Origin of the sequence: Parafrankia discariae (assembly GCF_000373365.1) — a bacterium.
Classification (GTDB): domain Bacteria; phylum Actinomycetota; class Actinomycetes; order Frankiales; family Frankiaceae; genus Parafrankia; species Parafrankia discariae.
The window spans coordinates 232,288-254,255 of sequence record NZ_KB891103.1 but is presented as its reverse complement, the minus strand read 5'-3'; the positions used below and the strand labels follow the sequence as shown (position 1 = coordinate 254,255).

22 protein-coding genes are annotated in these 21,968 nt (G+C 74.5%); 9 read left to right on the top strand and 13 right to left on the bottom strand.

From position 1 onward, the window contains the following. Nucleotides 1–49 precede the first annotated feature (49 nt). The 13 genes from B056_RS39220 to mpaB all read right to left on the bottom strand — a co-directional run bounded on the left by B056_RS39220 (nucleotide 50) and on the right by mpaB (nucleotide 11,521). The gene (locus B056_RS39220; protein WP_195905814.1) at nucleotides 50–793 is read right to left on the bottom strand and encodes an ABC transporter permease; all 744 of its coding nucleotides are present in this window, start codon (nucleotides 791–793) and stop codon (nucleotides 50–52) included. After that, complete coding sequence (locus B056_RS34915) at nucleotides 771–1,538, bottom strand: ATP-binding cassette domain-containing protein (protein ID WP_018500454.1); 768 nt, start codon at nucleotides 1,536–1,538, stop codon at nucleotides 771–773. Before B056_RS34915 ends, B056_RS39220 begins: the two co-directional genes overlap by 23 nt. Beyond that, complete coding sequence (locus B056_RS43940) at nucleotides 1,535–1,765, bottom strand: hypothetical protein (RefSeq protein ID WP_230202798.1); 231 nt, start codon at nucleotides 1,763–1,765, stop codon at nucleotides 1,535–1,537. The genes B056_RS34915 and B056_RS43940 overlap by 4 nt, the downstream gene beginning before the upstream one ends. 97 nt (nucleotides 1,766–1,862) lie before the next feature. After that, complete coding sequence (locus B056_RS0103160) at nucleotides 1,863–2,057, bottom strand: daptide-type RiPP (RefSeq protein WP_018500452.1); 195 nt, start codon at nucleotides 2,055–2,057, stop codon at nucleotides 1,863–1,865. Nucleotides 2,058–2,146: 89 nt separating this feature from the next. Further along, nucleotides 2,147–2,329, bottom strand: coding sequence for a daptide-type RiPP (locus tag B056_RS34910; RefSeq protein WP_154676800.1), 183 nt, complete (start codon nucleotides 2,327–2,329; stop codon nucleotides 2,147–2,149). 111 nt (nucleotides 2,330–2,440) lie between these two features. Beyond that, the gene (locus B056_RS0103150) at nucleotides 2,441–2,623 is read right to left on the bottom strand and encodes a daptide-type RiPP (protein WP_154676799.1); all 183 of its coding nucleotides are present in this window, start codon (nucleotides 2,621–2,623) and stop codon (nucleotides 2,441–2,443) included. A 52-nt stretch (nucleotides 2,624–2,675) separates the two neighbouring features. Continuing rightward, a complete protein-coding gene (locus B056_RS43425; protein WP_018500449.1) occupies nucleotides 2,676–2,831 on the bottom strand; it encodes a daptide-type RiPP in 156 nt (51 codons plus the stop codon). A 76-nt stretch (nucleotides 2,832–2,907) separates the two neighbouring features. Further along, a complete protein-coding gene (locus B056_RS0103140) occupies nucleotides 2,908–4,209 on the bottom strand; it encodes an IS701 family transposase (protein WP_020572288.1) in 1,302 nt (433 codons plus the stop codon). Nucleotides 4,210–4,257: 48 nt separating this feature from the next. Continuing rightward, nucleotides 4,258–5,691: a YcaO-like family protein gene (locus tag B056_RS0103135; protein WP_018500447.1), complete on the bottom strand. Its 1,434-nt coding sequence runs from the start codon at nucleotides 5,689–5,691 to the stop codon at nucleotides 4,258–4,260. Beyond that, nucleotides 5,631–6,929, bottom strand: a complete 1,299-nt coding sequence (mpaC, locus tag B056_RS39215) for a daptide-type RiPP biosynthesis dehydogenase (RefSeq protein WP_195905813.1) — start codon at nucleotides 6,927–6,929, stop codon at nucleotides 5,631–5,633. Before mpaC ends, B056_RS0103135 begins: the two co-directional genes overlap by 61 nt. Then, nucleotides 6,926–8,281 (bottom strand): daptide-type RiPP biosynthesis aminotransferase, encoded by a 1,356-nt coding sequence (gene mpaD / locus B056_RS0103125; protein WP_018500445.1) that lies wholly within the window; start codon nucleotides 8,279–8,281, stop codon nucleotides 6,926–6,928. The genes mpaC and mpaD overlap by 4 nt, the downstream gene beginning before the upstream one ends. Nucleotide 8,282: 1 nt before the next feature. Then, nucleotides 8,283–9,161, bottom strand: coding sequence for a daptide-type RiPP biosynthesis methyltransferase (mpaM, locus tag B056_RS39210; protein WP_018500444.1), 879 nt, complete (start codon nucleotides 9,159–9,161; stop codon nucleotides 8,283–8,285). Beyond that, entirely contained in the window at nucleotides 9,158–11,521 is a 2,364-nt protein-coding gene (gene mpaB, locus B056_RS39205; protein WP_018500443.1) for a daptide biosynthesis RiPP recognition protein, read from the bottom strand. Before mpaB ends, mpaM begins: the two co-directional genes overlap by 4 nt. A 265-nt stretch (nucleotides 11,522–11,786) precedes the next feature. On the opposite strand from mpaB, the gene B056_RS39200 reads away from it, so the two are divergent. The 9 genes from B056_RS39200 (at nucleotide 11,787) to B056_RS0103070 (ending at nucleotide 21,900) form a co-directional block, all read left to right on the top strand. After that, on the top strand, nucleotides 11,787–12,473 hold the full coding sequence (locus tag B056_RS39200) for a response regulator transcription factor (protein WP_018500442.1): 687 nt from the start codon (nucleotides 11,787–11,789) through the stop codon (nucleotides 12,471–12,473). Nucleotides 12,474–12,655: 182 nt separating this feature from the next. Continuing rightward, a complete protein-coding gene (locus B056_RS0103105) occupies nucleotides 12,656–13,315 on the top strand; it encodes a hypothetical protein (protein WP_154676798.1) in 660 nt (219 codons plus the stop codon). Nucleotides 13,316–13,579: 264 nt separating this feature from the next. Continuing rightward, nucleotides 13,580–14,338, top strand: coding sequence for an STAS domain-containing protein (locus B056_RS34885; protein WP_084647064.1), 759 nt, complete (start codon nucleotides 13,580–13,582; stop codon nucleotides 14,336–14,338). Continuing rightward, nucleotides 14,338–14,835, top strand: a complete 498-nt coding sequence (locus B056_RS34880; RefSeq protein WP_020572287.1) for an STAS domain-containing protein — start codon at nucleotides 14,338–14,340, stop codon at nucleotides 14,833–14,835. Before B056_RS34885 ends, B056_RS34880 begins: the two co-directional genes overlap by 1 nt. Then, the gene (locus B056_RS0103090; RefSeq protein ID WP_018500439.1) at nucleotides 14,832–15,278 is read left to right on the top strand and encodes an ATP-binding protein; all 447 of its coding nucleotides are present in this window, start codon (nucleotides 14,832–14,834) and stop codon (nucleotides 15,276–15,278) included. The genes B056_RS34880 and B056_RS0103090 overlap by 4 nt, the downstream gene beginning before the upstream one ends. A gap of 38 nt (nucleotides 15,279–15,316) precedes the next feature. Then, nucleotides 15,317–16,396, top strand: coding sequence for an ATP-binding protein (locus B056_RS0103085; RefSeq protein WP_230202797.1), 1,080 nt, complete (start codon nucleotides 15,317–15,319; stop codon nucleotides 16,394–16,396). Next, nucleotides 16,387–18,255: an ATP-binding response regulator gene (locus B056_RS0103080; protein WP_051105515.1), complete on the top strand. Its 1,869-nt coding sequence runs from the start codon at nucleotides 16,387–16,389 to the stop codon at nucleotides 18,253–18,255. Before B056_RS0103085 ends, B056_RS0103080 begins: the two co-directional genes overlap by 10 nt. Nucleotides 18,256–18,261: 6 nt before the next feature. Next, the gene (locus B056_RS0103075) at nucleotides 18,262–19,413 is read left to right on the top strand and encodes a PP2C family protein-serine/threonine phosphatase (RefSeq protein ID WP_035750046.1); all 1,152 of its coding nucleotides are present in this window, start codon (nucleotides 18,262–18,264) and stop codon (nucleotides 19,411–19,413) included. 153 nt (nucleotides 19,414–19,566) lie between these two features. Next, nucleotides 19,567–21,900 carry a heavy metal translocating P-type ATPase gene (locus tag B056_RS0103070; RefSeq protein WP_018500435.1) on the top strand — a complete coding sequence of 778 codons (2,334 nt, stop codon included), beginning with the start codon at nucleotides 19,567–19,569 and terminating at the stop codon, nucleotides 21,898–21,900. Nucleotides 21,901–21,968 lie beyond the last annotated feature (68 nt).

The window sequence follows — 21,968 nt, the reverse complement described above, 5'->3', positions numbered from 1 at the left end:
GGTCTTCCCCTTGTCTGTCCGGCGGGGAGGCGGTGTCGGGGGCGCGGTGTCAGGTGACGTCGCGGTGCCGCAGCAGGCGGTCGGCGACGACGGCGGCTAGCGAGAGCCAGCCGCAGAACAGGACGAGCCCCCACGGCATGGACAGCACATCCGTCGACGTGTCGCGGTAGATGGCGGCCTGGGCGCCCCCGGGCAGGAACCGGGCGAAGCCGGGGATCCAGGCGCTCAGCGCGCTCTCCACGATCAGCGTCCAGACGATCGTGACGATCACCGCGGGCACCTGGCCGCGGATGAGCCAGCCCAGGAACGTCCCCCAGGGCGCGGTGAGGGTGGACACCAGCACCAGGCCGAGGCAGATCAGCCAGGTCTCGCGGTCGAGCACGAGCTCGTCGCCGCGGGCGCCGAGGGTGACCCAGCCGGCGAGCAGGCCGGTCCCGGCGCCGGCCAGGCCGAACAGGAACCCGGCGAACAGGCTGACGACCGCCTTGGCGCCGAGGACGTCCCGCCGGGAGCGGGAGAGCAGCAGCGAGCGGCTGATCGTCCCCGTCCGGTACTCGCCGGTGACCGTCAGCACCCCGAACAGGGCGGCGAACAGCAGGTTCGCGAACCCGAGGCGGATGACGTCGTGCGAGGCGGCCGCGGCCGTCGTCTGGCCGGCGACGAGGTCGTCGTGGACCACGCTGGCGGTGCCGAGCATGGACAGGACGTCCAGCAGGGTCGCGCTGATCAGAAGGGTCGGCAGCAGCCAGCCGCTGCGGGCCTTCAGGAACTCACTGCGGATCTGTCGGCGCATGGCCACCCTCACCATCCGATGCGCCCGCGCCGGCCATCGCGGGCTGGGTGAGCAGCTCGAAGAAGCGTTCCTCCAGCCGGGTCCCGCCACCGCCGGTCAGGCTGTCGAGCTCGCCGACGAACAGCGCGCCGCGGTTGATCACGACGATGTCGTCCACGGTGTTCTCCAGCTCGGCGAGCATGTGGCTGGAGAGCAGGACGGTGCGCCCGAGGGCGGCCTGGCCGCGCAGGAAGGTGCGCAGCCAGCGGACGCCCTCGGGGTCGAGCCCGTTGGTCGGCTCGTCCAGGACGAGCAGGTCGGGGTCGCCGAGCAGGGCCGTGGCCAGCCCGAGCCGCTGGCGCATGCCGGTGGACCAGCCGCGCAGCCGGCGGTCGGCGGCGTGCGCCACCCCGGTCAGCTCCAGCACCTCGTCGACCCGGCGCTCGGGCAGGCCCGCGGCGCGGGTGCAGACCCGCAGGTGCCGACGTCCGGTGTGGGCGGGGTTGATGCCGACGCCGTCCATGCTGACGCCGACCCGGCGCGCCGGGTCGGTGAGCGCCGAGTAGGGGGCGCCGAAGACGGTCGCGCTGCCCGAGGTGGGGCGCAGCAGGCCGAGCAGGCCGCGCAGCGAGGTGCTCTTGCCCGCGCCGTTCGGGCCGACGAGGCCCACGACCCGGCCGGCCCGCACCTCGAAGCTGAGGCCGTCGACGGCCAGGGTGTCGCCGAAGGACTTGGTGAAACCGTCGAAACGGACGACGGGGGTCACGACCCACCGCCGCCCTGCTGGCCGATCGCCTGGCCGATGAGCACGCCCATGCCGACGAGCAGGGCGAGCATCGCGACGGCGCCCACTATTCCCACCGCGGTGGTGGCGGCGTGCGAGCCGCGGGGCGTCAGCAGGGCGATCACCGCCACGAGCAGCCCCAGCGCGCTCGCCAGCGCCGCCAGGGTCTGCGGTCGGCCGGTCGCGGAAAGGGCGAACATCCGACTCATCAGTCATCTCCTTGCCCGGAGGTCCGGGACCGGTGGTGACCGGTCCCGGAGTCTCACAGGTGTATCTCGGGCGGTGGCCGGCGGGAGGCCGGCACCGTCAGGTCAGGCCGATGGCGATGGCGCCACCCACGACGGCCACGGTGATCGCGCCGGCTTCGGCGCCGACCCAGAACGCGTGCCAGTCGAACGGGGCGTCCAGGGACTCGAGCTCGTCGACACCGAGCTGCAGCGAAACGCAGTCGACGTCGCCCGCCGCGAGGGCGGGGAGCTCCGTGATGGCGAGAGCGGTCATGTTTCACCTCCTGGCGGAGTGAACGGGCATAATCTGGAGGACGAGAGATACGGGGGCGGGCGGCTACCATCCGCCCGCCCCCGCTTTCCTCAGGTGATGGCGATGCCGATGCCGATACCGGCCCCGGCGGCACCCGCCACCGCCACACCGACCCGGAAGCCCTGCCAGAAGCCGGCCCAGTCGAAGGGCGCCTCAAGGGGTTCGAGCTCCTCGACGCCCAGCGACAGTGCCGGGGTGTCGGTCTCGTGTCCCACCAGAACGGACGCGAGCATTTTCACCTCCTTCACATGATGCTGGTCGTACACAGGTGTGACGGCCGTTCGCGACGCGGACTCCGGGTGTCACCGGAATAACCGGAACGAATCCCCGGAGACCACCGCCGGTCAGGTGATGGCGATGCCGATGCCGATGCCGCCGCCGAGAACACCGACGACCGCGACACCCGCCCGGAAGCCCGACCAGAAACCATCCCAGTCGAACGGGGCCTCGAGGGGCTCGAGCTCCTCGACGTCCAGGGAAAAGGGACGGGTGTCGAGCGGAAGCTCGAACGCAGCGAGAGCGGACATGTTCTGCACCTCCCTTCGGTCCGGAGAGAACGGAGCTGACGCGGATCGGGACTCAGGTGATGGCGATGCCGATCGCGATGCCGCCGTAGAGGGCGGCACCACCGACGGCCACGCCGGCGCCGAAGCCGACCACGTAGTGCCACCACGCGGGGGCCTCGAGGCCCTCCAGCTCCTCGAAACCGAGGTCGAGCGCGGGGATGAGTTCCATGTTTGTCACCTCCTGGTGAATGATTCACAGAGCGGGGAACGCGGTCTGCGCATTCATTTTCTCTGTGCCACTTATGTTAGGGCGCCGCGTCTTTGGTTGGCAATGAACCGCGGGTGAACTGGCGCGTTCCGGTCGCGACGTTTTTTGCGGGTTCCCGCGGAGCCGCGCTTTCGTCGGGTGACCGCACTTCCGCCGTGGCCGAATCGACGGCGGCGGCCGCGTCGGCGAGCATCGCCAGGGTCACGTGCCGGTACCAGCCCGTCCAGCCGCGCACCCGGTAGCTGTCCAGGCCGACCGTGGCCCGTGCCCGGCCGGCCCCGGCGCGCACCGCGCCGGCGCGGCGCGCGGCGCCGACGAGCTCCTCGAGTGACGTGCCCCGCGGGACGTGGCAGGCGTAGAAGCGCAGCCCGCCCGCCCCCGGGGAGCCGCCCGCCCCCGGGGGGCATTCCGCCCTTGGGGAGCCGTCCGCTCCCGGGGAGCCGGCGGCCCGCAGCAGGAGCCGGTGCTCCCAGCGGCCGTCCCGGGACGGCCGCACCCGCACCTGCGCCCAGGTCCACGCGGTGTCCCAGCCGGTGATCGGCGCACCCGCGTCGGGCACCGACGTCCACGGCAGGTCATCCGCGTGGGCGGCCACCGCGGCGGCGGTGACCCGCCGGCCGGCGGTCGCGCCGAGCGTCGTGCCCGGCCCGACCGGCGCGACGAAGGCGACCTCCCTGCCGGCGAGCCACGAGCGCAGCCGGTCGTCGGGGCCGAGGGCCACGCCCAGCACGACCCACCGCAGCGGCAGCCGGCGCAGGGCCCGTTCCACCATCGCCCCGGCCAGCTCCCGGCCGCTGTGGCGGTGGTGGTCCGGCGGGATGCCGGCGGCGTGGCGCAGCCGGCGGTCGGTGTCCCAGGGGCTGGGCAGGCACAGCTCCCGGTCGACCAGCACGGAGTGCTCGGGGGTGTCGTAGGCGGCCAGTACGGCCACCTGGCAGCTCTCCACCCGGCCGGTGTCGGGGAGGTAGCGGGGGGTCGCGCCGACGAAGCTCGGCCCGCGCCCGGTCAGCACGACCTCGTCGACGACGAGGGCCGCCGACGCGTGGACGTAGCGTTCCCGCACGTAGGCCAGCAGGTCGTCCCGGACGAGATCGGCGTCCCAGCCGGCCGCGGTCAGCAGGCGCTGCATGCCGTCGGGGCGGCTCTCGCCGGCCGCGGACGCCAGCGCCTGTCCGTTGCGGTCACCGCGCAGCGTCGCCAGCCCGCGCAGGTAGGCCAGCGCCCGCCGCCGGGGCTCGGGCCGGCCGAACCGGTGCGCGACCCGGGAGTGCAGCAGGGTCAGTTCGTCGGGGGCGTCCCGGACCGGTGTCCAGGGGTCCCGCAGGGCGTCTGTCGTCATGCCGGGCGACACCTCTACCGGGTTCAGGCCGGCGGCGAGCCGGCGGGGTCAGATCAGCGGATGGGGGAAGGGGTGGATCCCACCGTCCGCAACCGCGGCGGACCGGGCGAGCCGGCCGGGCGCGCCGGCGATCCGGCCGCGCAGCCAGGTGAACTCGTGCCGTTCGTCCATCCGCAGGGCGTGCAGTCCGACCGGAATCACCTTGACCACCGCCCAGCCCATCTCCTGGACGGCCGCCGGCAGCCGGTGGGTGAGCCGGACGGCGACCGGCCGCGCGCCGTCGCGCACCAGGTCGGCCACCAGGTCATCCACCGGGGCACCGACCGCGGCCGTGGTGGAGGCGGTAGTGGTGGGGGCGGCCGGCCCGGCGGCGGCGCGCCGCCCGCCCGCCGGGACGAAGCCGTCCGTCCAGCGTTCGACCGCGTCGACCGCCGCCGGGGTGCACCACAGCCGCGCCCGGTCGAGGTCGCAGGAGACGGGCGGGTACCCGCCCGCGCTGTCGGCCGGGAGCCCGGCGGCGTACCACTCGGAGATGCCCCGCAGGGCGGCGCGGACCTGGAACGCCTCGCGGAACGCGCCGAGGGTCGCCTCGGCCCGGCAGGCCGAGGCCCGCGTGCCGACGGCCGCCAGCGGCCGGGACGAGTCGTGGTCGACCAGGATCCCCACGACGCACTCGACGCCGCGCAGGCAGGTGGGAATGGCTCCGAAGGTCACCGAGAGCCCCAGATCACCGGCCGCGCGGGCGAGGCGGTCGAGGTCGCGGACGTGTGCCGCCCCGGGCCCGCGGGCCGCCGTCAGACCGGCGAGGTCCACCCGCTCCAGGCGCAGCTGGGCGGCCCACGCGACCATCACGGCGTCCCGTTCCACGATCTCGTGCAGGGCGTTGCGCAGGGCCATCTCCTCGCCGGCCCCGGCGGCGGCGCCGGACGGCGTCGGATCGAACCAGCGCAGCGACCCGGCGTCGCCGGCCGGGTAGTCGACGAGGGCGGCCGGCACCGCCACCCGCTCGCCGCCGGCCAGATCCCAGCCGGTCAGCCAGCTCAGAGCGTCCGGGTCGGCCGCCGGCGAGCCCAGTGCCACCGCGGGGTCGGCGAACGGCAGCCGCCGGGCAGCGCCGGCGTCAGTGCCGGCGTCAGTGCCGGGGCCGGGGCCGGCGGCGCGGTCGTCCTGGGCGGGGGGCCGCAGCGCGAAGCGCTCCACCGCCTCACCGGCACCGCGCAGCAGCGCGTCGCCGGGGCGCGGGCCCGCCGCTCCGACCAGGTGCAGCGGGTAGTCGTCGGCGGCCAGGCCGCGGTGCCCGGACGGGTCCAGCCCACCGATGTCGACGGCGACCGTCCACAGTGGCTGCTCCGGGCCGGGTGGGATGAGACTGGCGCCCCGCGCGATCCCGGCGCCGGCGTCGAGGGTGGCCCGGGCGTCGATCACAGCGCCGCCCCGGCGGGCTGGCACCGCGACTCCCCGCGCGGCGGCTCCTCGTTCCATGGCTCCTCGTCCGGTGCCGTCTCGTTCGCGGTCTCGTTCAGGGACTCCCGCAGCAGGCTGGTCACGTCGGCGTGGCTGATCCGGGCGAGTGCCGGCAGGCCGCCGCCGAACGCGTGCGTCACCCGGCGGGCGATGTCCGCCAGCTGGGCCGCGGCGGGCACCGGGCAGCGCGGCACGCCCCACCCGTCGGCGAGCCGTCGGATGCCCCGCGCGGCGTCGGCGGGCAGCCGGTGGCCGCTCGCCCGCCGCGTGGCGTCCCACGCCACGGCCAGCCGCCCGGCGCCGCCGAAGCGGGTGTCGCCGGCGGCCACCCGCGACCAGACCCCGGCCGTCATCGGCACGGTGGCCACCATTTTGCTGACAGCCAGCACGCTGGCCACCTCGTTCGCGAGATACCACGCCTTGCCGCCGAACGGGTCGCGTCCGATGAGCGACCAGCCGGCGTGCGTGTACGCCGACAGCTCGGCGGCCAGCAGCCGCTGCTCGCCGGTCGGCTGCCCGGGACGGCCGGCGGCGAGTCGGTCACCGAGGCGCACCAGCTCGGTGACGAGGGACAACGCCGCGGCGTCCGCCACCGGTCGCGGCTCGGGGCTGCCCACGAACGGGCCGAGCAGGCGCATCAGCGCCTCCAGGACCCCCTCGACGACCATCGGGCGGGGCAGGCCGTGGGTGGCCGCCGGGTCGAGGACGGCCACCTCGGCGCGCATCCCCTCGCAGAGGGCGAGCCGGTGCCGGCCCCGGACGCCGACGCAGGCCACCGGGCTGATCTCCGACCCGGTGCCGACGGTGGTCGGCACCAGCACCCGGTGCGGCACCGTGCCCGCCGGCGGCGCCGGCAGCGCGACGACACCGCTGCGCCCGGCGCCGAGCCGGGCGGGCAGGTCCGGGTCGGCCATGGCCAGGCAGCCGAGTTTGACCAGGTCCAGCAGGCTGCCGCCGCCGACGGCGACGACCGTGTCCAGCCCGTCCGCCGGCTGGCCGCGCAGCCACCCGGCCAGGTCGCCGACGCCGGCCACCCCGGAGCCCACCGGGTCGACGGTGATCATCGGGCTGTCGGCCCGGTGGTCGCGCAGCCAGGCCACCGCCGGCGTGGCGGTCACGCCGGCGTCGACGACCAGCCCGATCCGACGGCCGTCGCGCCGTCGCGCGTCGACCACCTGCCGCAGGCTTCCCGGGCCGGCGAACACCCGGGTCGGGCACGACCACTGCCGAACGGCGCTCGCCGGGTCGCCGCTCACCGGGGCGCCGCCGCGTCGACCAGCGTCGTCAGTCCGTCCGCGGCGGCCGGGCCGCCCTGACGCGCCCACAGGTCGGTCAGGCCGCGGTCCACCGCGTCGAGGAGGCCGTCGAGGTCGTCGTCGGTGTAGACCAGCGGGGGCACCAGCTGGATCCCGGCCGGCCCGGGGTGCGCGACCGCGCCGGCCAGCCGGATCGCCTCGAGCGCCGCGGTCACGTCGGCCGGGGTGAACGCCGTGCCGTCCGGGCGTACCAGCCCGAGGTGACGGAAGAGGCCACGACCGCGGAACCCGGCCACCGCGGGATGCCGCCCGGTCAGCTCCGCCAGGGCGGCGCCGAGCCGGTCACCGAGGGCCGCCGCCCGGGCGACCACGTCGAGGCGGCGCATCTCGGCCACCGTGGCCGTGATCGCCGCGCAGGTCGGCGGCGTCCCCGCGTTCGTCTCCCCGTGCGCCAGGACGGCGTCCGCGTCGTCGAAGGCCGCGCGGACGCCGTGCGAGACGACGACCGCCGACCCGGCGCAGGTGCCGTTGGTCAGCCCCTTGGACAGGACCATCACGTCGGGCCGGACCGGCCAGTCCTGGGAGGCGAACCACGTGCCGGTGCGGCCGAAGCCCGTCGCGACCTCGTCGGCGACGAGCAGGAAGCCGTGCCGCTCCCGCAGCGCCGCGAGCTCGGCGAGGAAGTCCGCCGGCAGCTCGTGCGCGCCCGTCCCGAGCACCGGCTCGACCACCACCGCGCCGATCTGGGCGCCCGCGCCCGTGACGAGCCGGCGCAGCTCGGTCGGGTCGGTGAACCCCACGTGCCGGACGAAGCGCCGGTCGACGAGGTAGAGATCCTGGGCGAGATCCTCGCCGGTCAGCGCGGAACTGCCGTAGGTGAGCCCGTGGTAGCTGTCGCGCAGGCCGACCACGAGCCGGCGTCCCGGCTCGCCGCGCAGCGCCCAGTACTGCCGGACGATCTTCATCATGACGTCGTTCGCGGCGCTGCCCGACGTCGAGAACATCACCCGGGAGAACGTGTCGGGTCCGCACAGCTCCACCAGGGTCCGCGCGGCCTCGACGGCCCACGGATGGCTGCGCCGGAACAGGGTCAGATACGAGGCGTCGAGCAGCGCCCGGTGCACTCCGTCCGCCACGGCCGCGTTCCCGTAGCCGAGGTTGGCGTTCCACAGGCCGCTGGTGGCGCACAGCGCCGTCACCCCGTCCGCGAACCGCACCCGCACCCCGGACGCGCCGACCACCCGTGCCGTCGGCGAGCCGAACTGGCTGGGCGGGGAGAGGAACTGCCACAGGTGATCGGTCCCGCCGTCGGATGTGGGCAGGCCCACCGGCCGGGTGTCGGTCGTCCGCATGTCAGCGCCCGCCGGTGGTGTCGTCGTGGTGGACGCAGCGCAGCATCAGCGTGGCCCGGTCCGGCTCGGCGCCGCCGGTGATCTGGGCGCGGTCGGCCACGACCAGGCCCGCGGCGGCGAGCTCGGATGTCAGCTCGGCCACGTCGAGAATCGCCACCTGGGAGGTGAACAGCCGGTGATCGACCGCGCCAGACGGGGTGATCTCGGCCTGCAGGGCGCTGACCAGCCGGTGGCCGGCGGCGCCGTCGATCCACTCGATGAAGGTGACCAGCGACCCGCCCGGCCCGCCCGGTCCGGGAACAGCCAGCACGCGGACGCTCTCGCGGACCGGCTGCGCCAGCATCGGCCCGCGGCGCATCTGCAGGGTGCTGAGCAGGAAGGAACCCGCCGGAGCGAGATGATCGCGGATGGCGCGGAACATCGCCGCGCGTCCGTCCTGGTCGAGCAGCGACACCGAGGTCGCCCCGAGCACGATCACGTCGAAGCGACGTCCCAGGTCGAACCGGGTCATGTCGCCCTCGACGAGGGTGAGGCGCCCGGCCTCGCCGGCCCTGGCCGCCTCGCCGGCCCTGGCGGCGAGCAGGCGCAGCATCGTCGGGGACTTCTCCAACGCGACCACGTCGTGCCCGTCGGCCAGCAACGGCAGCGTCAGGCGGCCGGAGCCGCAGGCCAGCTCGAGCACCGTGCGCCGCGGGCCACCCAGCGCCGCCCGCAGTTCCGCGACCTCGTGCTCGTCGTCGCGTCCCAGCAGGTCGTAAAGGACGGAACCGCGTTCGGAGTAGATGTCCTCGACCGGCAGCCCCGCGCCGAACATCGCCAGCAGCACGCCGGCCGTCCCCGGTCGGGTGCTGGACGCCGGTGCCGTGGCCGGCGCGGTCATCGGGCGCCTCCGGCCACCGCGGCGAGGGCGTCCCCGGTCGCGGGGCCGTGGGAAGCCTCGCCGGTCGGCGGGCCGCCGGCGGTGTCGCCGGTCGCGGTGTCGCCGGCGGTGTCGAGCAGGCGCACACCGGCGCGGGCGAAGGTGGCCGCGAGGGTGGCGAACCCGTCGGCGACGGTGGCCGCGGACGCCCGGGTCCGGGCCCGGCCCAGCTCCACCGCCCGTTCCCCGGTGCCCACGACGAGCATGATCTCGATCAGCGCCGCGGCGTCCGCGCCGATCCGGAACACCCGCATGTCCCGCGCGTTGACGAGCAGGGCACCCGACCGGTCCCCTACGAGCAGCGGGGCGTCCGGCGCCTCGACGCCCGCGCCGGGACTGCTACCGGCGGCACCGGCGGTGGCGGCCGTGCCGTCCGGCCAGCCGTCGGCGAGCGCCTCGACCAGGCGGCCGCCGAAGCCGGAGACCACCGGCTTCTTCATCCCCTCCAGGCGCGCGCGCCGCAGGGCGTCCAGGCTCCACAGGAAGCGCGACAGCCACGGGCGTTCGACGCGGGCCTGCCGGGACAGCTCGACCGGCACGACCGCGGCCAGGCACGGGTCGTCGCCGTCCTCGAGCTGCCCGGTGAACGGTGGTCGCGTGAACGGCGGGCCGCCGGCCGTCAGCAGCCCGAGCGGCGCGCCGCCCGGCGCGGGGCGGACCGTCCCGTCGGCGGAGACGAACAGGCGGGCCCCCCGCCGTCCGGCGCAGGGGTGGACCGTGCCCAGGGCGCAGGTGTCGGCGATCTGCACGAGGGGGTGCAGCAGGTGCTCGGGGAACTCGCCGCGGGTGCGGGCGGCGTCCGCGTCCTCGAGGAAGACCGCGTAGTCCATCTCCGAGGTGACCCTCAGCAGCGTGGGGCCGACGAGCGACAGGTAGCCGCCGGAGGAGTAGTCACAGGTCTGCAGGAAGAAGTCGTCGCCGATCACCAGCTCGTCGCCGGCGTCGGCCACCGCGCCGGTGTACCGGACGAGGGAGCCCGTGACCCGCGCGGGCGGTGGCACCGCGGGGTCGGCCGGGGCGAAGACCAGGGTGTGGAAGTCCGCCAGGCCGGTGTCCGGGTCGGTCACGGCCGCCAGGTGTTCCGCACCGGCGAGGACGATCTCGTCCGGCCCGGTCCGGGCTCCCGGCCCGGTCGCCGAGCCCGGCCCGGTCGCGGGGTCTGGACGGTCGGTGGACGCGGCGGCTCGCGGGGGCGCACCCTCCAGAGCGGCGATCCGACTGCCGGTGGCCCACCGGCCGAGCCGTCCGCTGATCTCCTGGAGGTGCTCCACCCCCGACACGTGGTCCACTACCAGACCGGGCGGCAGTCCCAGCGTCTCGCTGGGCAGGACGCCGTCCTCGGTGGTGCCCATCCGCAGCGAGACCCGCTGCCGGCCGATCCTCCCGGCGATCTGCTGGACGTCCTCCGGCTCCAGAGCGCGGACATCGAGCTCCACCGCGCACGCGGTGCCGAGCCCGAGCAGCGTGAGCGCCTGGCCGGTGTCGGCGACCCCGGCCACGGTGATCCGGGCGACCCCGGCCGCCGCGGCCAGCTCCATCAGCTCGCCGACCCCGATCCGCTCGACGAGGTCCGCGGTCAGCGTCACCGACCAGCACAGGTCGCCGTCGGCCAGGGCGTCGTCCACCGGATCGTCGTCCACCGGGTCGCCGTCTCCCGGCGCGGCGTCTCCCGCGGTGGCGTCCACCAGGGCGGCGAAGGAGGTCAGCCGGCGGCGGACGTCGTCCGCGGAGCCGGCCAGGCCGTGCAGCGGCACCGGCGTCACCGGCCGGTCCGCCTGGGCCCGCAGCCAGGCGAGCTCGGCGGCCACCAGGTCGTCCGGGCGGTCGACCCGCACCCCGCCCGCGTCGTCGGCGACGAGGGACAGGCCGACATTGGTGATCTCGGCGGCCGGCGTGACACCGTCGAGGTAGGGGCTGCGCCGGAGGTCCTCCGGCCGCCAGGCCTCGGACAGGCGGCCGAGCAGATCCGGCAACGTGACCGGGGCGTCGTCGGCCGGTGCGGCCCCGGCGACACCGTCGCCCGCGGAGCTCAGCGCGGCCCGCCAGCCCTGTTCGCAGTACGCGTCCCCGCATTCGCAGTGATCAATCCACACGACGCGGTCGTCCGTGTCCGGACCGCCTTCTGGGTCGCCTCCCGGGCCGGTCAGCAGGGCGCGCAGGTGCGGGAGCGCGCAGTTCACCGTGGCGGTGTCGATGTCGAAGCCGCGGTCGACGAGAATGGCCTGGGCCAGGCGTAGTGGCCAGCTGGGCCGCGTTCCGGTGATCTCGGTGACGTAACCACTGCGGTGCTTCCGCAGGCCGAGCAGGACAAGGCGGCGCACTGACACACCTCCGGTGCGGGGAACGGGTTCGAAGCGGGTAACGCGGACGCCACTATCGCCATCAAATGCGGGCGGTGTCTGTCCCCGGGCGTGTCCCCAAAATTGTCGACATTCCACTGCCTGCAAGTTCATCAGGCGTTTACGATCCGTAGGCGGATCGTAAATATCGCCCGGTTACTCTCGGCAGCCGACATCCCGGTGAAGGAGACTTGTGGATCCTTTATTCCCGTCACCCCTGAAGGTCGGAGTCGTCGGAGATCGTCCCTTGTTCAGGTGGGCTGTCCAGCAGCTGCTGATCCGTGAGCCTGATATCGCCACCGCGGTCATCGGCGAAAACGGCGGTGAGCTGAGGAGCACACTGTGGTCGACGGGCGGGACCAGACTCGATGTCGTCTTCGTGGATTTCGGCGCCAGTGTCCACTCGGTGGCGGAGGTGATAGCGGACGTCGCCGGCCTCGGTCGGGTGCTGGCCGTGTCGGAGTCGCGTGACCGGGACGACGCGATCTCCGTGCTGACGGCCGGGGCCGCCGGATACCTCATCAGCAGCGAACCCTGCTCGATGTTCGCCGTCGCGGTCCGCGCCGTTGCCGCCGAGGGATTTTATCTGTCCGCCGGCCTGTCCGACGCCGTTTTTCCCACAGTGGCGCCGCGACAGCTGCCGGCGAGTTCCGCGCAGGCCGGTCTGCCGCGGCTGTCCGAACGGGAGGAGCAGGTACTCAGCCTGATCGCCGAGGGACTGACCCACGGTCAGATCGCGGCCAGACTGGGAGTGGCGGTGACCACCGTCAACACCTATGTCAAGCGGATGCGCGCGAAACTCCTGCTGGGCAACAAAGCGGAACTGGTGCGGGTCGCGGTGGAACGCCGCCTGATGTCCTACGCCCGCGCGTCCCCGGACCGGCCCGGGGGGCCGGCACCCGGCCGCGTCGCCGTGGACGGAGTCCCGGGCTGACGGAGTCGCCGACCGGCGGAGCCCCGGCCTGACGGCGCCTCCGGCCGGCGACGGCGCTGGCCGGCCGAGGTGAGGTGTCGGCAGGGCCACCCGTGCGGTGGTGCCGAAAAGTAGCGACTTTGCTCCGTGCGGTGGCTTTCGTCCCGCTGGTCCGATGAGGATCGGACCAGCGGAGGAGGAACATGCGGATGTTGCGCCAGCGGCCGGCGGAGTGGGGCCATGGGATACATGCCTGGGTTCGCGGGCACCGGCGGGTGAGCGGCGGGGTGGGCGGGGTCCTGCTGTTCCTGCTGGTGGCGGCCGCCCTGGCGCCCGCGCCGGGGTGGGGCCAGGCCCGCTCCAGCGCGTTCGGCGCGCCGGCCGAGCCCGCGCCGGTCGCGCTGCCGACCACCCCGACACCGCCGCCCGCGCCCTCGGTGCCGCCGGCTCCGTCCGCGGTGCCACGCCCGCCGGCGGCGCCGGTTCGGGTGGCCGCCGTGCCGCCGCCCGCGCCTCCGTCCCCGGTGGCGACGACGCCGACCGCCGAGCAGGCGACGCCGTCCGCGCCCACGCCGTCGGCCACCGCGGACCAGGCCCGATCCAGCCCCCCGGCGACCGGGTCCTCCCGGTCCTGCGGGGGCGTCCGTGCCACCGGCGCGGTGCTGCCGCGCAGGGGCCAGCCGGGACTGTGGTCCGTGCCGGGCGGCCCCGGTGCCGGCACCGGGTGTGAGCCGGCCAGGTCGTCGACCCCGTGTCCTTCGGACGCGGCGGACGCGGCGGACGGGACGGGAGCGTGGGGCGCCGGGGCCTGGGGCGGCCTGCCGAGGCTGGGCATCCTGCCCTGCCTGTTCCTCGGTCGCTGAGCCGCCGGCCTGTCCGGACGTGAGCATCAGGGGACCCGGGGGCCGTGAACCGCCCGAAAACCGATGTGAGCGTTCCAGAAGGTCAGGTGATGGTGACCTCGTGGGCGTGGCGGGACCAGCGCGTGGTCCCACCCGGGTCGGTAGGGTCGTGTCGTGACTGAAACGGTTGGTTCACTGGACACGGGTGTGGATGGCGGTTGGATCCTGCCGTTGTGTCGTGAGCGCGGCGAGATTCTCGCGCGCTGAACCGACCGGGCGGGTGAGCTGCTCCGGGCCCGGCTCACGGCGGCCGAGCTCGGCCGCGAGCTGGGCGAGCTCTACAACGCGCTCGTCACCGGCCTGAGCGCCGACGGTGCCGATCTTCGCGCGGAGTCGTTCGCCGAGCTGCGGGCGGTGCTCGCCGAGCTCTCGGCGAGCCGGGCGCGCCAGGGCTTCACCTCGCGGGAGACCGCGATCACGGTGTTCTCCCTGAAGGACGCGGCGGCGGTCGTGCTGGAGAAGGACGGCGTCAGCTTCCGGGATTACCGGAATTTCAGCGAGTTCGTCGACGAGCTGGGTGTCTTCACGTTCGAGAGCTACGTCCAGACCCGGGACCGGGTGATCGTCGACCAGAGCAACCAGCTCCTCGAGCTGTCCACCCCGGTGATCAAACTGTGGGAGGGGATCCTCGCGGTGCCGCTGGTCGGCACGCTGGACTCCGCCCGCACCCAGCTGGTGATGGAGAGCCTGCTCCAGGCGCTCGTCGAGACCGGCTCCCGGCACGCGATCATCGACATCACCGGGGTCGGCGCGGTTGACACCCAGGTCGCCCAGCACCTGTTGAAGACCGTGCGGGCGGCCCAGCTGATGGGGGCGGACTGTGTGATCTCCGGGATCCGCCCGCAGATCGCGCAGACGGTGGTGAGCCTCGGCATCGAGTTCGGCGAGATCGTGACCAAGGCGACGCTGGCCGAGGCGCTCGCGCTCGCACTGCGCCGGGACGGCTTCCAGCTCCGCCGCTCCGCCGCCGCCGAGCGCCGCTGATGGAACGGATCCCCGTCCTGAAGATGGGCAATCTGCTCCTGGTCTCCATCCAGGTGGACCTGCAGGACCAGCTCGCGCTGGATCTCCAGGACGACCTCGCGGAGCGGATCGTGGCGACCGGCGCCCGCGGGGTGCTGATCGACATCTCGGCGCTGGACATCGTCGACAGCTTCATCGGCCGGATGCTGTCGACGATCGCGTCCCTGTCCAGGCTGCTGGACGCGGAGACCGTCGTGGTCGGCATGCGCCCGACGGTCGCCATCACGCTGGTCGAGCTCGGGCTGTACATGCCGGGGGTGCGCACCGCGCTGACGCTGGAACACGGGCTGGAACTGCTCGGCGCCGAGGTCCGCGTGACCACCCGGGCGGACGAGGGCTTCGATCTCGACGAGGCCGGGAGCAGGGCCGAGGCCGGGTCGACCGCCGCCGGCAGTGGTGCCGAGGCCGGCGCGGTCGCCGCCGGGTCCGGTGGCGCCGTGGGGACCAGCGCCGGGTGAGCACAGGTGGGCGGCCCGGCCCGCCGGGCGGTGGGCTGGTGGGCGCCGAGCCGCAGCGCCACGCGATCGAGTCGGAATCCGACGTCGTCCGGGTACGCCAGGTCGTGCGGAACCTCGCCGTGGCGGCGAAACTCTCCCTCGTCGACCAGACGAAGATGGTCACGGCGGCCAGTGAGCTGGCCCGCAACACCCTCGTCTACGGCGGCGGGGGGTCGATGACGATCGACATCGTCGACAACGGCCGCCGGCGGGGGGTGCGCGCGGTCTTCACCGACGCCGGCCCCGGTATCCCCGACATCGACCTCGCGCTCACCGACGGCTGGACCAGCGGCGGCGGCCTGGGGCTCGGGCTGTCCGGCAGCCGTCGCCTCGTCGACGACTTCGCCATCGAGAGCAGCCCTGGCGCGGGCACCACCGTGCGGGTGGTGAAGTGGTCGCGCTGACCTCGCCGGGCCCGTTTTCAGCCCCGTCGTATCCGCTGGTGGAGGACGTCGCCTGGTTCGAGGCGGTCGAGCCGTCGGCCGCCGGCGCGGCGCGCCGCGCCGCGGTGGCGCTCGCCGGCCAGCTCGGCTTCGACCCGGCCCGCGGCGCCGAGGTCGGTGTCGCCGTCACCGAGGCGATGACGAACCTCATCCGGCACGCGGACGACGGCCGGTTCCTGCTGAGAGCACTACGAGGACTGGGCGGGCAGGCAGCGGACGGGTTCGCCCTCCAGTTCGTGGCGATCGACAGCGGCCCGGGGCTGGCTGACGTCCCCGCCGTGATGCGCGACGGCGTGACGTCGGCGGGCACCCTCGGGGTCGGCCTGGGCGCGATCGCCCGGCTGTCGAGCGCGCTGGACATCCATTCGACGCCCGGCCGCGGGACGGCCATGGTGGGCACGTTCCTGCCCGACCGCCGGGCCGACCTCGGCCGGCCAGACCCCGGCGGGAACGACGGGTCGCGGGCCTTCGTCACCTCCCTGGTCGCCGGTCTGACGAGGCCGATCACCGGTGAGACGGCCTGCGGTGACGCCTACGCCGTCCGGAAGGCCGGCGACGGGGTCGCGCTGCTGCTCTGCGACGGCCTGGGACACGGCGAACTGGCCGCCCGGGCCGCGGACGAGGCGGTCCGGATCTTCCGGGAGGCGCCTGAGTCGAACAGCCCGGTGGAACTGCTGCGGCGGATCCACCAGGGGATCTCCCACACCCGGGGCGCCGCGGCGGCGGTCGCGGTGCTCGAACCGGCCGCCGGGGTCCTCCGGCTCGCCGGCGTCGGCAACATCAGCGGTGTCATCCTGGACGGCTCCCGCCGCTCGGGCCTGATCAGCCGGCCCGGGATCGCCGGTCACCAGGCCCGCGGCCTGACGGAGACGCGGCATCCGCTGTCCCCCGGCTCCCTAGTCATCCTGCACAGCGACGGCGTCACGCCCCGGTTCGACCTGTCCGCGCATCCGGGCGTCGCCAGCCATGGGGCCCTCGTCGTCGCGGCGACCGTGCTGCGCGACGCCGGCCTGCGCCGTGACGACGCCTCGGTGCTCGTCGCGGCCGTGCCGCGGGCGCCGGCACAGTCATGGCTCTAGCGGGTCCGGGTACCCCTGGCGGCGATTCGTGGGAACTGGCGGCGGTGCGGGTCGACAGCGAGCCGGACGTGTTCGCGGCCCGCCAGCTGGCCCGGGTGGTCGGGGCCGCGGCCGGCCTCGACGGGCAGGACCAGGTCCGGCTCGCGACGGCGGTGAGCGAGGTGGGCCGCGAGACGCTGCCGGCGGGGGGCGCGCTGGCTGTCTTCCGGCTGAACCGGCCCGCCGGGCTGGCCGTCCTGATCACCGCCGACCGCCCGCTGGCCGGTGACGCTCCCGGGCTGCGCGCCGCGGCTCGTCTCGTGGACGTCACGGTCGCCCCGGGCGGGGCGTCCCGGGTGGTCGCGCTCGCCAGGCCGCTCGCCCCGGGAACGGTCGTCGACGAGGCACTGCGCGCCCACCTGCGCCGGGCGGTGGCGGCCAGCGCGCCGCTCGCACCGGTCGACGAGCTCCGGGTGCAGAACAACGAGCTGGTCAGCGCCCTGGAGGAGCTGAAGAACCAGCAGAACGAGCTGCTGCGCCTCAACGCCGAGCTGGAGGAGACCAACAAGGGTGTCCTCGCCCTTTACAACCAGCTCTCCTCGGAGCTGGAGCAGACCAACCGCGGGGTCGTCGCGCTCTACGCCGAGCTGGACGAGCGGGGCATGGCGCTCGAGAAGGTGAACGAGACGAAGACCCGGTTCCTGCGCAGTGTCAGCCACGAGCTGCGGTCGCCGGTGAACTCGGTGCTGGGCCTGGCGCGGCTGCTGCTCGACCCGGTCGCGGATCCGCTCACCGCCGAGCAACGCCGCCAGGTCGAGCTGATCCTGGCCAGCTCCGACGACCTGCTCCTGCTGGTGAACGATCTTCTCGACCTGGCGAAGGCGGAGTCCGGCCGGCTCACCCCGAATCTCGACGAGGTGGACATCCACGGGGTGCTCGCGCACGTGGAGGGCACGCAGCGGCCGCTGGCGATCCGGCCGGGAGTCCGGCTGGTCTTCGAGGAGCCGGCCGGGATCGGCACGCTGCGTACCGATGAGAGCCTGCTCGGCCGGGTGCTGCGCAACCTCGTCGGGAACGCGCTGAAGTTCACCGAGCGCGGCGAGGTGCGGGTCGCCGTGCGCTCCACGGGCCGGGACGGGACCACGGGACGGGCCGAAACCACAGGCGGCCCCGGTGACGCGGGAGCCGGGCCGGGCGACGACACGGTGTCCTTCGTGGTCCGCGACACCGGCATCGGCATCGCGCCGGACGACGTCGAGCGGGTCTTCGACGAGTTCTACCAGGCGCAAAGCCATCTGCACGCCCAGGTCCGCGGCACGGGGCTCGGTCTGCCCTACGCCCGCCGCGTCTGCCAGCTGCTGGGTGGCCGCCTGGAGCTGGAGAGCGTTCTCGGCACGGGTTCGACCTTCACCGTCACGCTTCCCCGCGACTCGTCGACCGCCGTGGGCGCGACGGCCATCGAGCCGGCGGCCGGGGAGGCCCTGGCCGACCTCGATCCCCCCTGGGTGGAGACCGCGCTCGTGGTGGACGACGACCCGGCCTTCCGCACGATGATGCGGTCGCTGCTGGCCGATCGCGCCGGACGGGTCGTCGAGGCCGCCGACGGGTCGGAGGCCCTGGCCGTGCTCCGCGCGGAGCTCCCCGACGTGGTCTTCCTCGATCTGATGCTGCCCCAGCTGGACGGCAGAGCGGTACTCTCCGCGATGGCGGACGATCCGGTGTTGCGGGACATTCCGGTGGTCGTGGTGACCTGGAGCGACCACGAGGCCGTCGGTGGCCGGGGCGGGTTCGGCTCGGCGGTGGCCGTCCTGGCGAAGTCGACGCTCAGCGCGAGAACGATCGACGGCGCGCTCACCCGGGCACGGGCAGATTGGCAGTGAGTGGAGATGGTCACTGAACGTGCCGTGATCCTCGTGGTGGACGACAGCGAGAGCAAGCGCTACATCCTCGGCAGCTGGCTGCGCCGCACCGGCTACCTCGTCGTCGAGGCCGCGACCGGGGGCGAGGCGCTGCTGCGGCTCGCCGAACGCCCCCCTGACCTGGCCGTGCTCGACGTCCATCTGCCCGACATGTCGGGGATCGAGGTGTGCCGGCGGATCAAGGGCGACCGGGTGTCCGCGGCGGTACCGGTGCTGCACGTCTCCGCGATCGCCGTCGACTCGGCGGACCGCAGCGCCGGGCTCGACGAGGGGGCCGACGCCTATCTCGTCGATCCGATCGAGCCCAAGGAGTTCCTCGCCACCGTCGGCGCGCTGCTGCGGCAGTCCCGGCGGTTCGCCGAGGAGCACCGGATCGCGCACACACTGCAACGGAGCCTGCTGCCCGCCGGCCTGCCCGACCTGCCCGGCCTGCGGGTCGCGGCCCGCTATCACGCCTCCGCCGACCACGCGGAGATCGGTGGCGACTTCTTCGACGCCTTCGACACACCCGCCGGCGACGCCGTCCTCGTCATCGGCGACGTGCAGGGCCACTCCCTCGCCGCCGCGGTGATCATGGCCGAGCTGCGCTACTCGCTGCGCGCCTACGCCTTCGACGGCCAGGAGCCGCGCGCCGTCGTCGAGCGGCTGAACCGGCTGATGCTGGCGCACCACCCCGAATCCACCGCCACGGTCTGCGTGGTGGTGCTTCCCCCCGACCGGTCGAGCGCCACGGTCGTCAACGCCGGTCACCTCCCGCCGCTGCTGGTCGGCCGGGACGGCGTCCGTTACTGGAACGGCGGCGCCGGGGTCCTGCTCGGCATCGAGGCGCCGCCGCCGGAGGCGGACAGCATCTCGCTCGACCCGGGCGCCCGGCTGCTGCTGTTCACCGACGGCCTGGTGGAACGCCGCTCGAGCCCGCTGACTGAGACGATGGCCGCGTTCGCGGACTCCGTCGAGGCCGCCCACCGCGCGCCCGGCGCCCGCGCGACCGCCGGTGGCCCGCTGGATCCGGCCCGCCTGCCGATCCAGGATCTGGCCGACGGCCTCATCGCCGCCGCGGACGAGTCCGACGACGACGTCGCCCTGGTCGCCTTCGAGACGACCGCCGACCGCTCCTGAGCCCGACCGGCTCCCGAGGCCGACCGCTCCCGAGGCCGGCGGAGCCGCCGCGCATCCCGTTCGCGACCCCCGTGCTTGACAGGTACCCCCTAGGGGTATGTAACTTGCGGTGCGGAGGCAGGACTCGACCGTCTCGACGAGCGGAGGGCTCCGATGAGCTTGTTGTCGACCAGTGACGCGCCGCCGGACCGGCTCGAGGTCGATCTGCTGATCGGCGGGATGACCTGCGCCTCCTGCGCGGCCCGGGTCGAGAAGCGGCTGAACAGGCTGGCCGGGGTCACCGCGACCGTGAACTACGCGACGGAGAAGGCCCGGGTGACCTTCCCCGCCGACCTGCCGGCCGAGAGCCTCGTGGCGCAGGTGAGAGCGGCCGGCTACACGGCCGCCCTGCCGCCGCCCCCCGCGCCGGTGGAGCCACCGGGCAGCCCTGACAGCACCGGCGGTCCCGGCGGCACCGAGAGCGCCGAGAGCACCGAGGGCACCGACGCGCGCACGAGGGCCTCGCGCGACCGACTGCTCGTCAGCACGGCCCTGTCCGTTCCGGTGATCGTCCTGGCGATGGTGCCGGCCTGGCAGTTCACCTACTGGCAGTGGCTGTCGCTGACGCTGGCCGCGCCCGTCGTCGGCTGGGGCGCCTGGCCCTTCCACCGGGCGGCGTGGGCGAACCTGAGGCACGGCGCGACGACCATGGACACCCTCATCTCGATGGGCACGCTGGCGGCCTTCGGCTGGTCGCTTTACACCCTGTTCCTCGGCGACGCCGGCGAGCCGGGCATGACCCACGGCTTCAGCCTGGACGTCTCCCGCGGCGCCGCGACGGACGGCATCTACCTGGAGGTCGCCGCCGGGGTGACCACGTTCATCCTGGCCGGCCGTTTCTTCGAGGCCAGGGCGAAGCGGCGGGCCGGTGCCGCGCTGCGCGCCCTGCTCGACCTGGGTGCCCGGGACGTCGCCGTCCTGCGCGACGGTCGGGAGACCCGGGTGGCCATCGGGGCGCTCGCCGTCGGTGATCTGTTCGTCGTCCGTCCCGGCGAGAAGATCGCCACGGACGGCACGGTGGTCGAGGGCGTCTCGGCGGTGGACGCGTCGATGCTGACGGGGGAGTCGGTGCCGGTGGAGGTCCGGCCGGGGGACGCGGTCGTCGGCGCGACCCTCAACGCCGGTGGACGGCTCGTCGTGCGCGCCGGCCGGATCGGGGCCGACACCCAGCTCGCGCAGCTGGCGCGGCTCGTCGAGGAGGCACAGAGCGGGAAGGCCCCGGTGCAGCGGCTCGCCGACCGTGTCTCCGGGGTCTTCGTGCCGATCGTGATCGGCCTCGCCGTCGCGACGCTCGGCTACTGGTGGGGCGCCGGCGCGGGGCTGACCGCGGCCTTCACCGCCGCGGTGGCCGTCCTGATCGTCGCCTGCCCGTGCGCGCTGGGGCTGGCCACCCCGATGGCGCTCCTGGTCGGCACCGGCCGCGGGGCCCAGCTCGGCATCCTGATCAAGGGCCCGGAGGTGTTGGAGTCGACCCGCCGGGTCGACACGATCGTCCTGGACAAGACGGGCACGGTGACCACCGGGCAGATGACGCTCCTGGACGTCGCGGTCGCCCCCGGCGAGGACCCGGCCGAGGTGCTGCGGTTCGCCGGCGCGGTGGAGCACGCCTCGGAGCATCCGGTCGGGCGGGCGATCAGCCGGGCCGCGCCCGGGCCGCTGCCGGCCGTGGCGGAGTTCGCCAGTCTCGAAGGTCTCGGGGTGCGGGGGGTGGTCGAGGGGCGGGCCGTCCTCGTCGGCAGGCCGCGCCTGCTCGCCGAGTGGTCGCAGCCGCTGCCGGCGGAGCTGGCCCGGGCGGCGCGGCGCGCGCAGGACGCCGGGCGCACGGCCGTCGCGGTGGCCTGGGACGGCCGGGCCCGGGGCGTGCTGGCGGTCGCCGACGCCCTCAGGCCGACCTCGGCCTCGGCCATCGGCCGGCTGCGCGGGCTGGGGCTGCGTCCGATGCTGCTGACCGGGGACAACCCGACCGTCGCCCGGGCCGTGGCGGCCGAGGTCGGGATCGCGCCCGCGGACGTGATCGCGGACGTCCTGCCCGCGGGCAAGATCGAGGCCGTGCGCCGGCTGCAGGCCGAGGGCAGAGTCGTCGCGATGGTCGGGGACGGCGTCAACGACGCGGCGGCACTCGCCCAGGCCGACCTCGGCCTGGCGATGGGGACGGGCACCGACGCGGCGATCGAGGCCGGCGACCTGACGCTGGTCCGCGGCGACCTGCGGTCGGTGGCCGACGCCATCGGGCTGGCCCGGCGCACCCTGCGGACGATCCGGGGGAACCTGTTCTGGGCGTTCGCCTACAACGTGGCCGCGTTGCCGCTGGCCGCCGCCGGCCTGCTCAATCCGATGCTCGCCGGGGCGGCGATGGCGTTCAGCTCGGTGTTCGTGGTTGGGAACAGCCTCCGGCTGCGGCGGTTCGAGCCGGACCGCCGCCCGACTCGCCCCGTACTGTCAGGTTAGGTCCCTTGCTCGTGGAGTGGGTCCCACGCCAATCTGCTCCTAAGCGTTGACGAACTGGCGGAGACGTG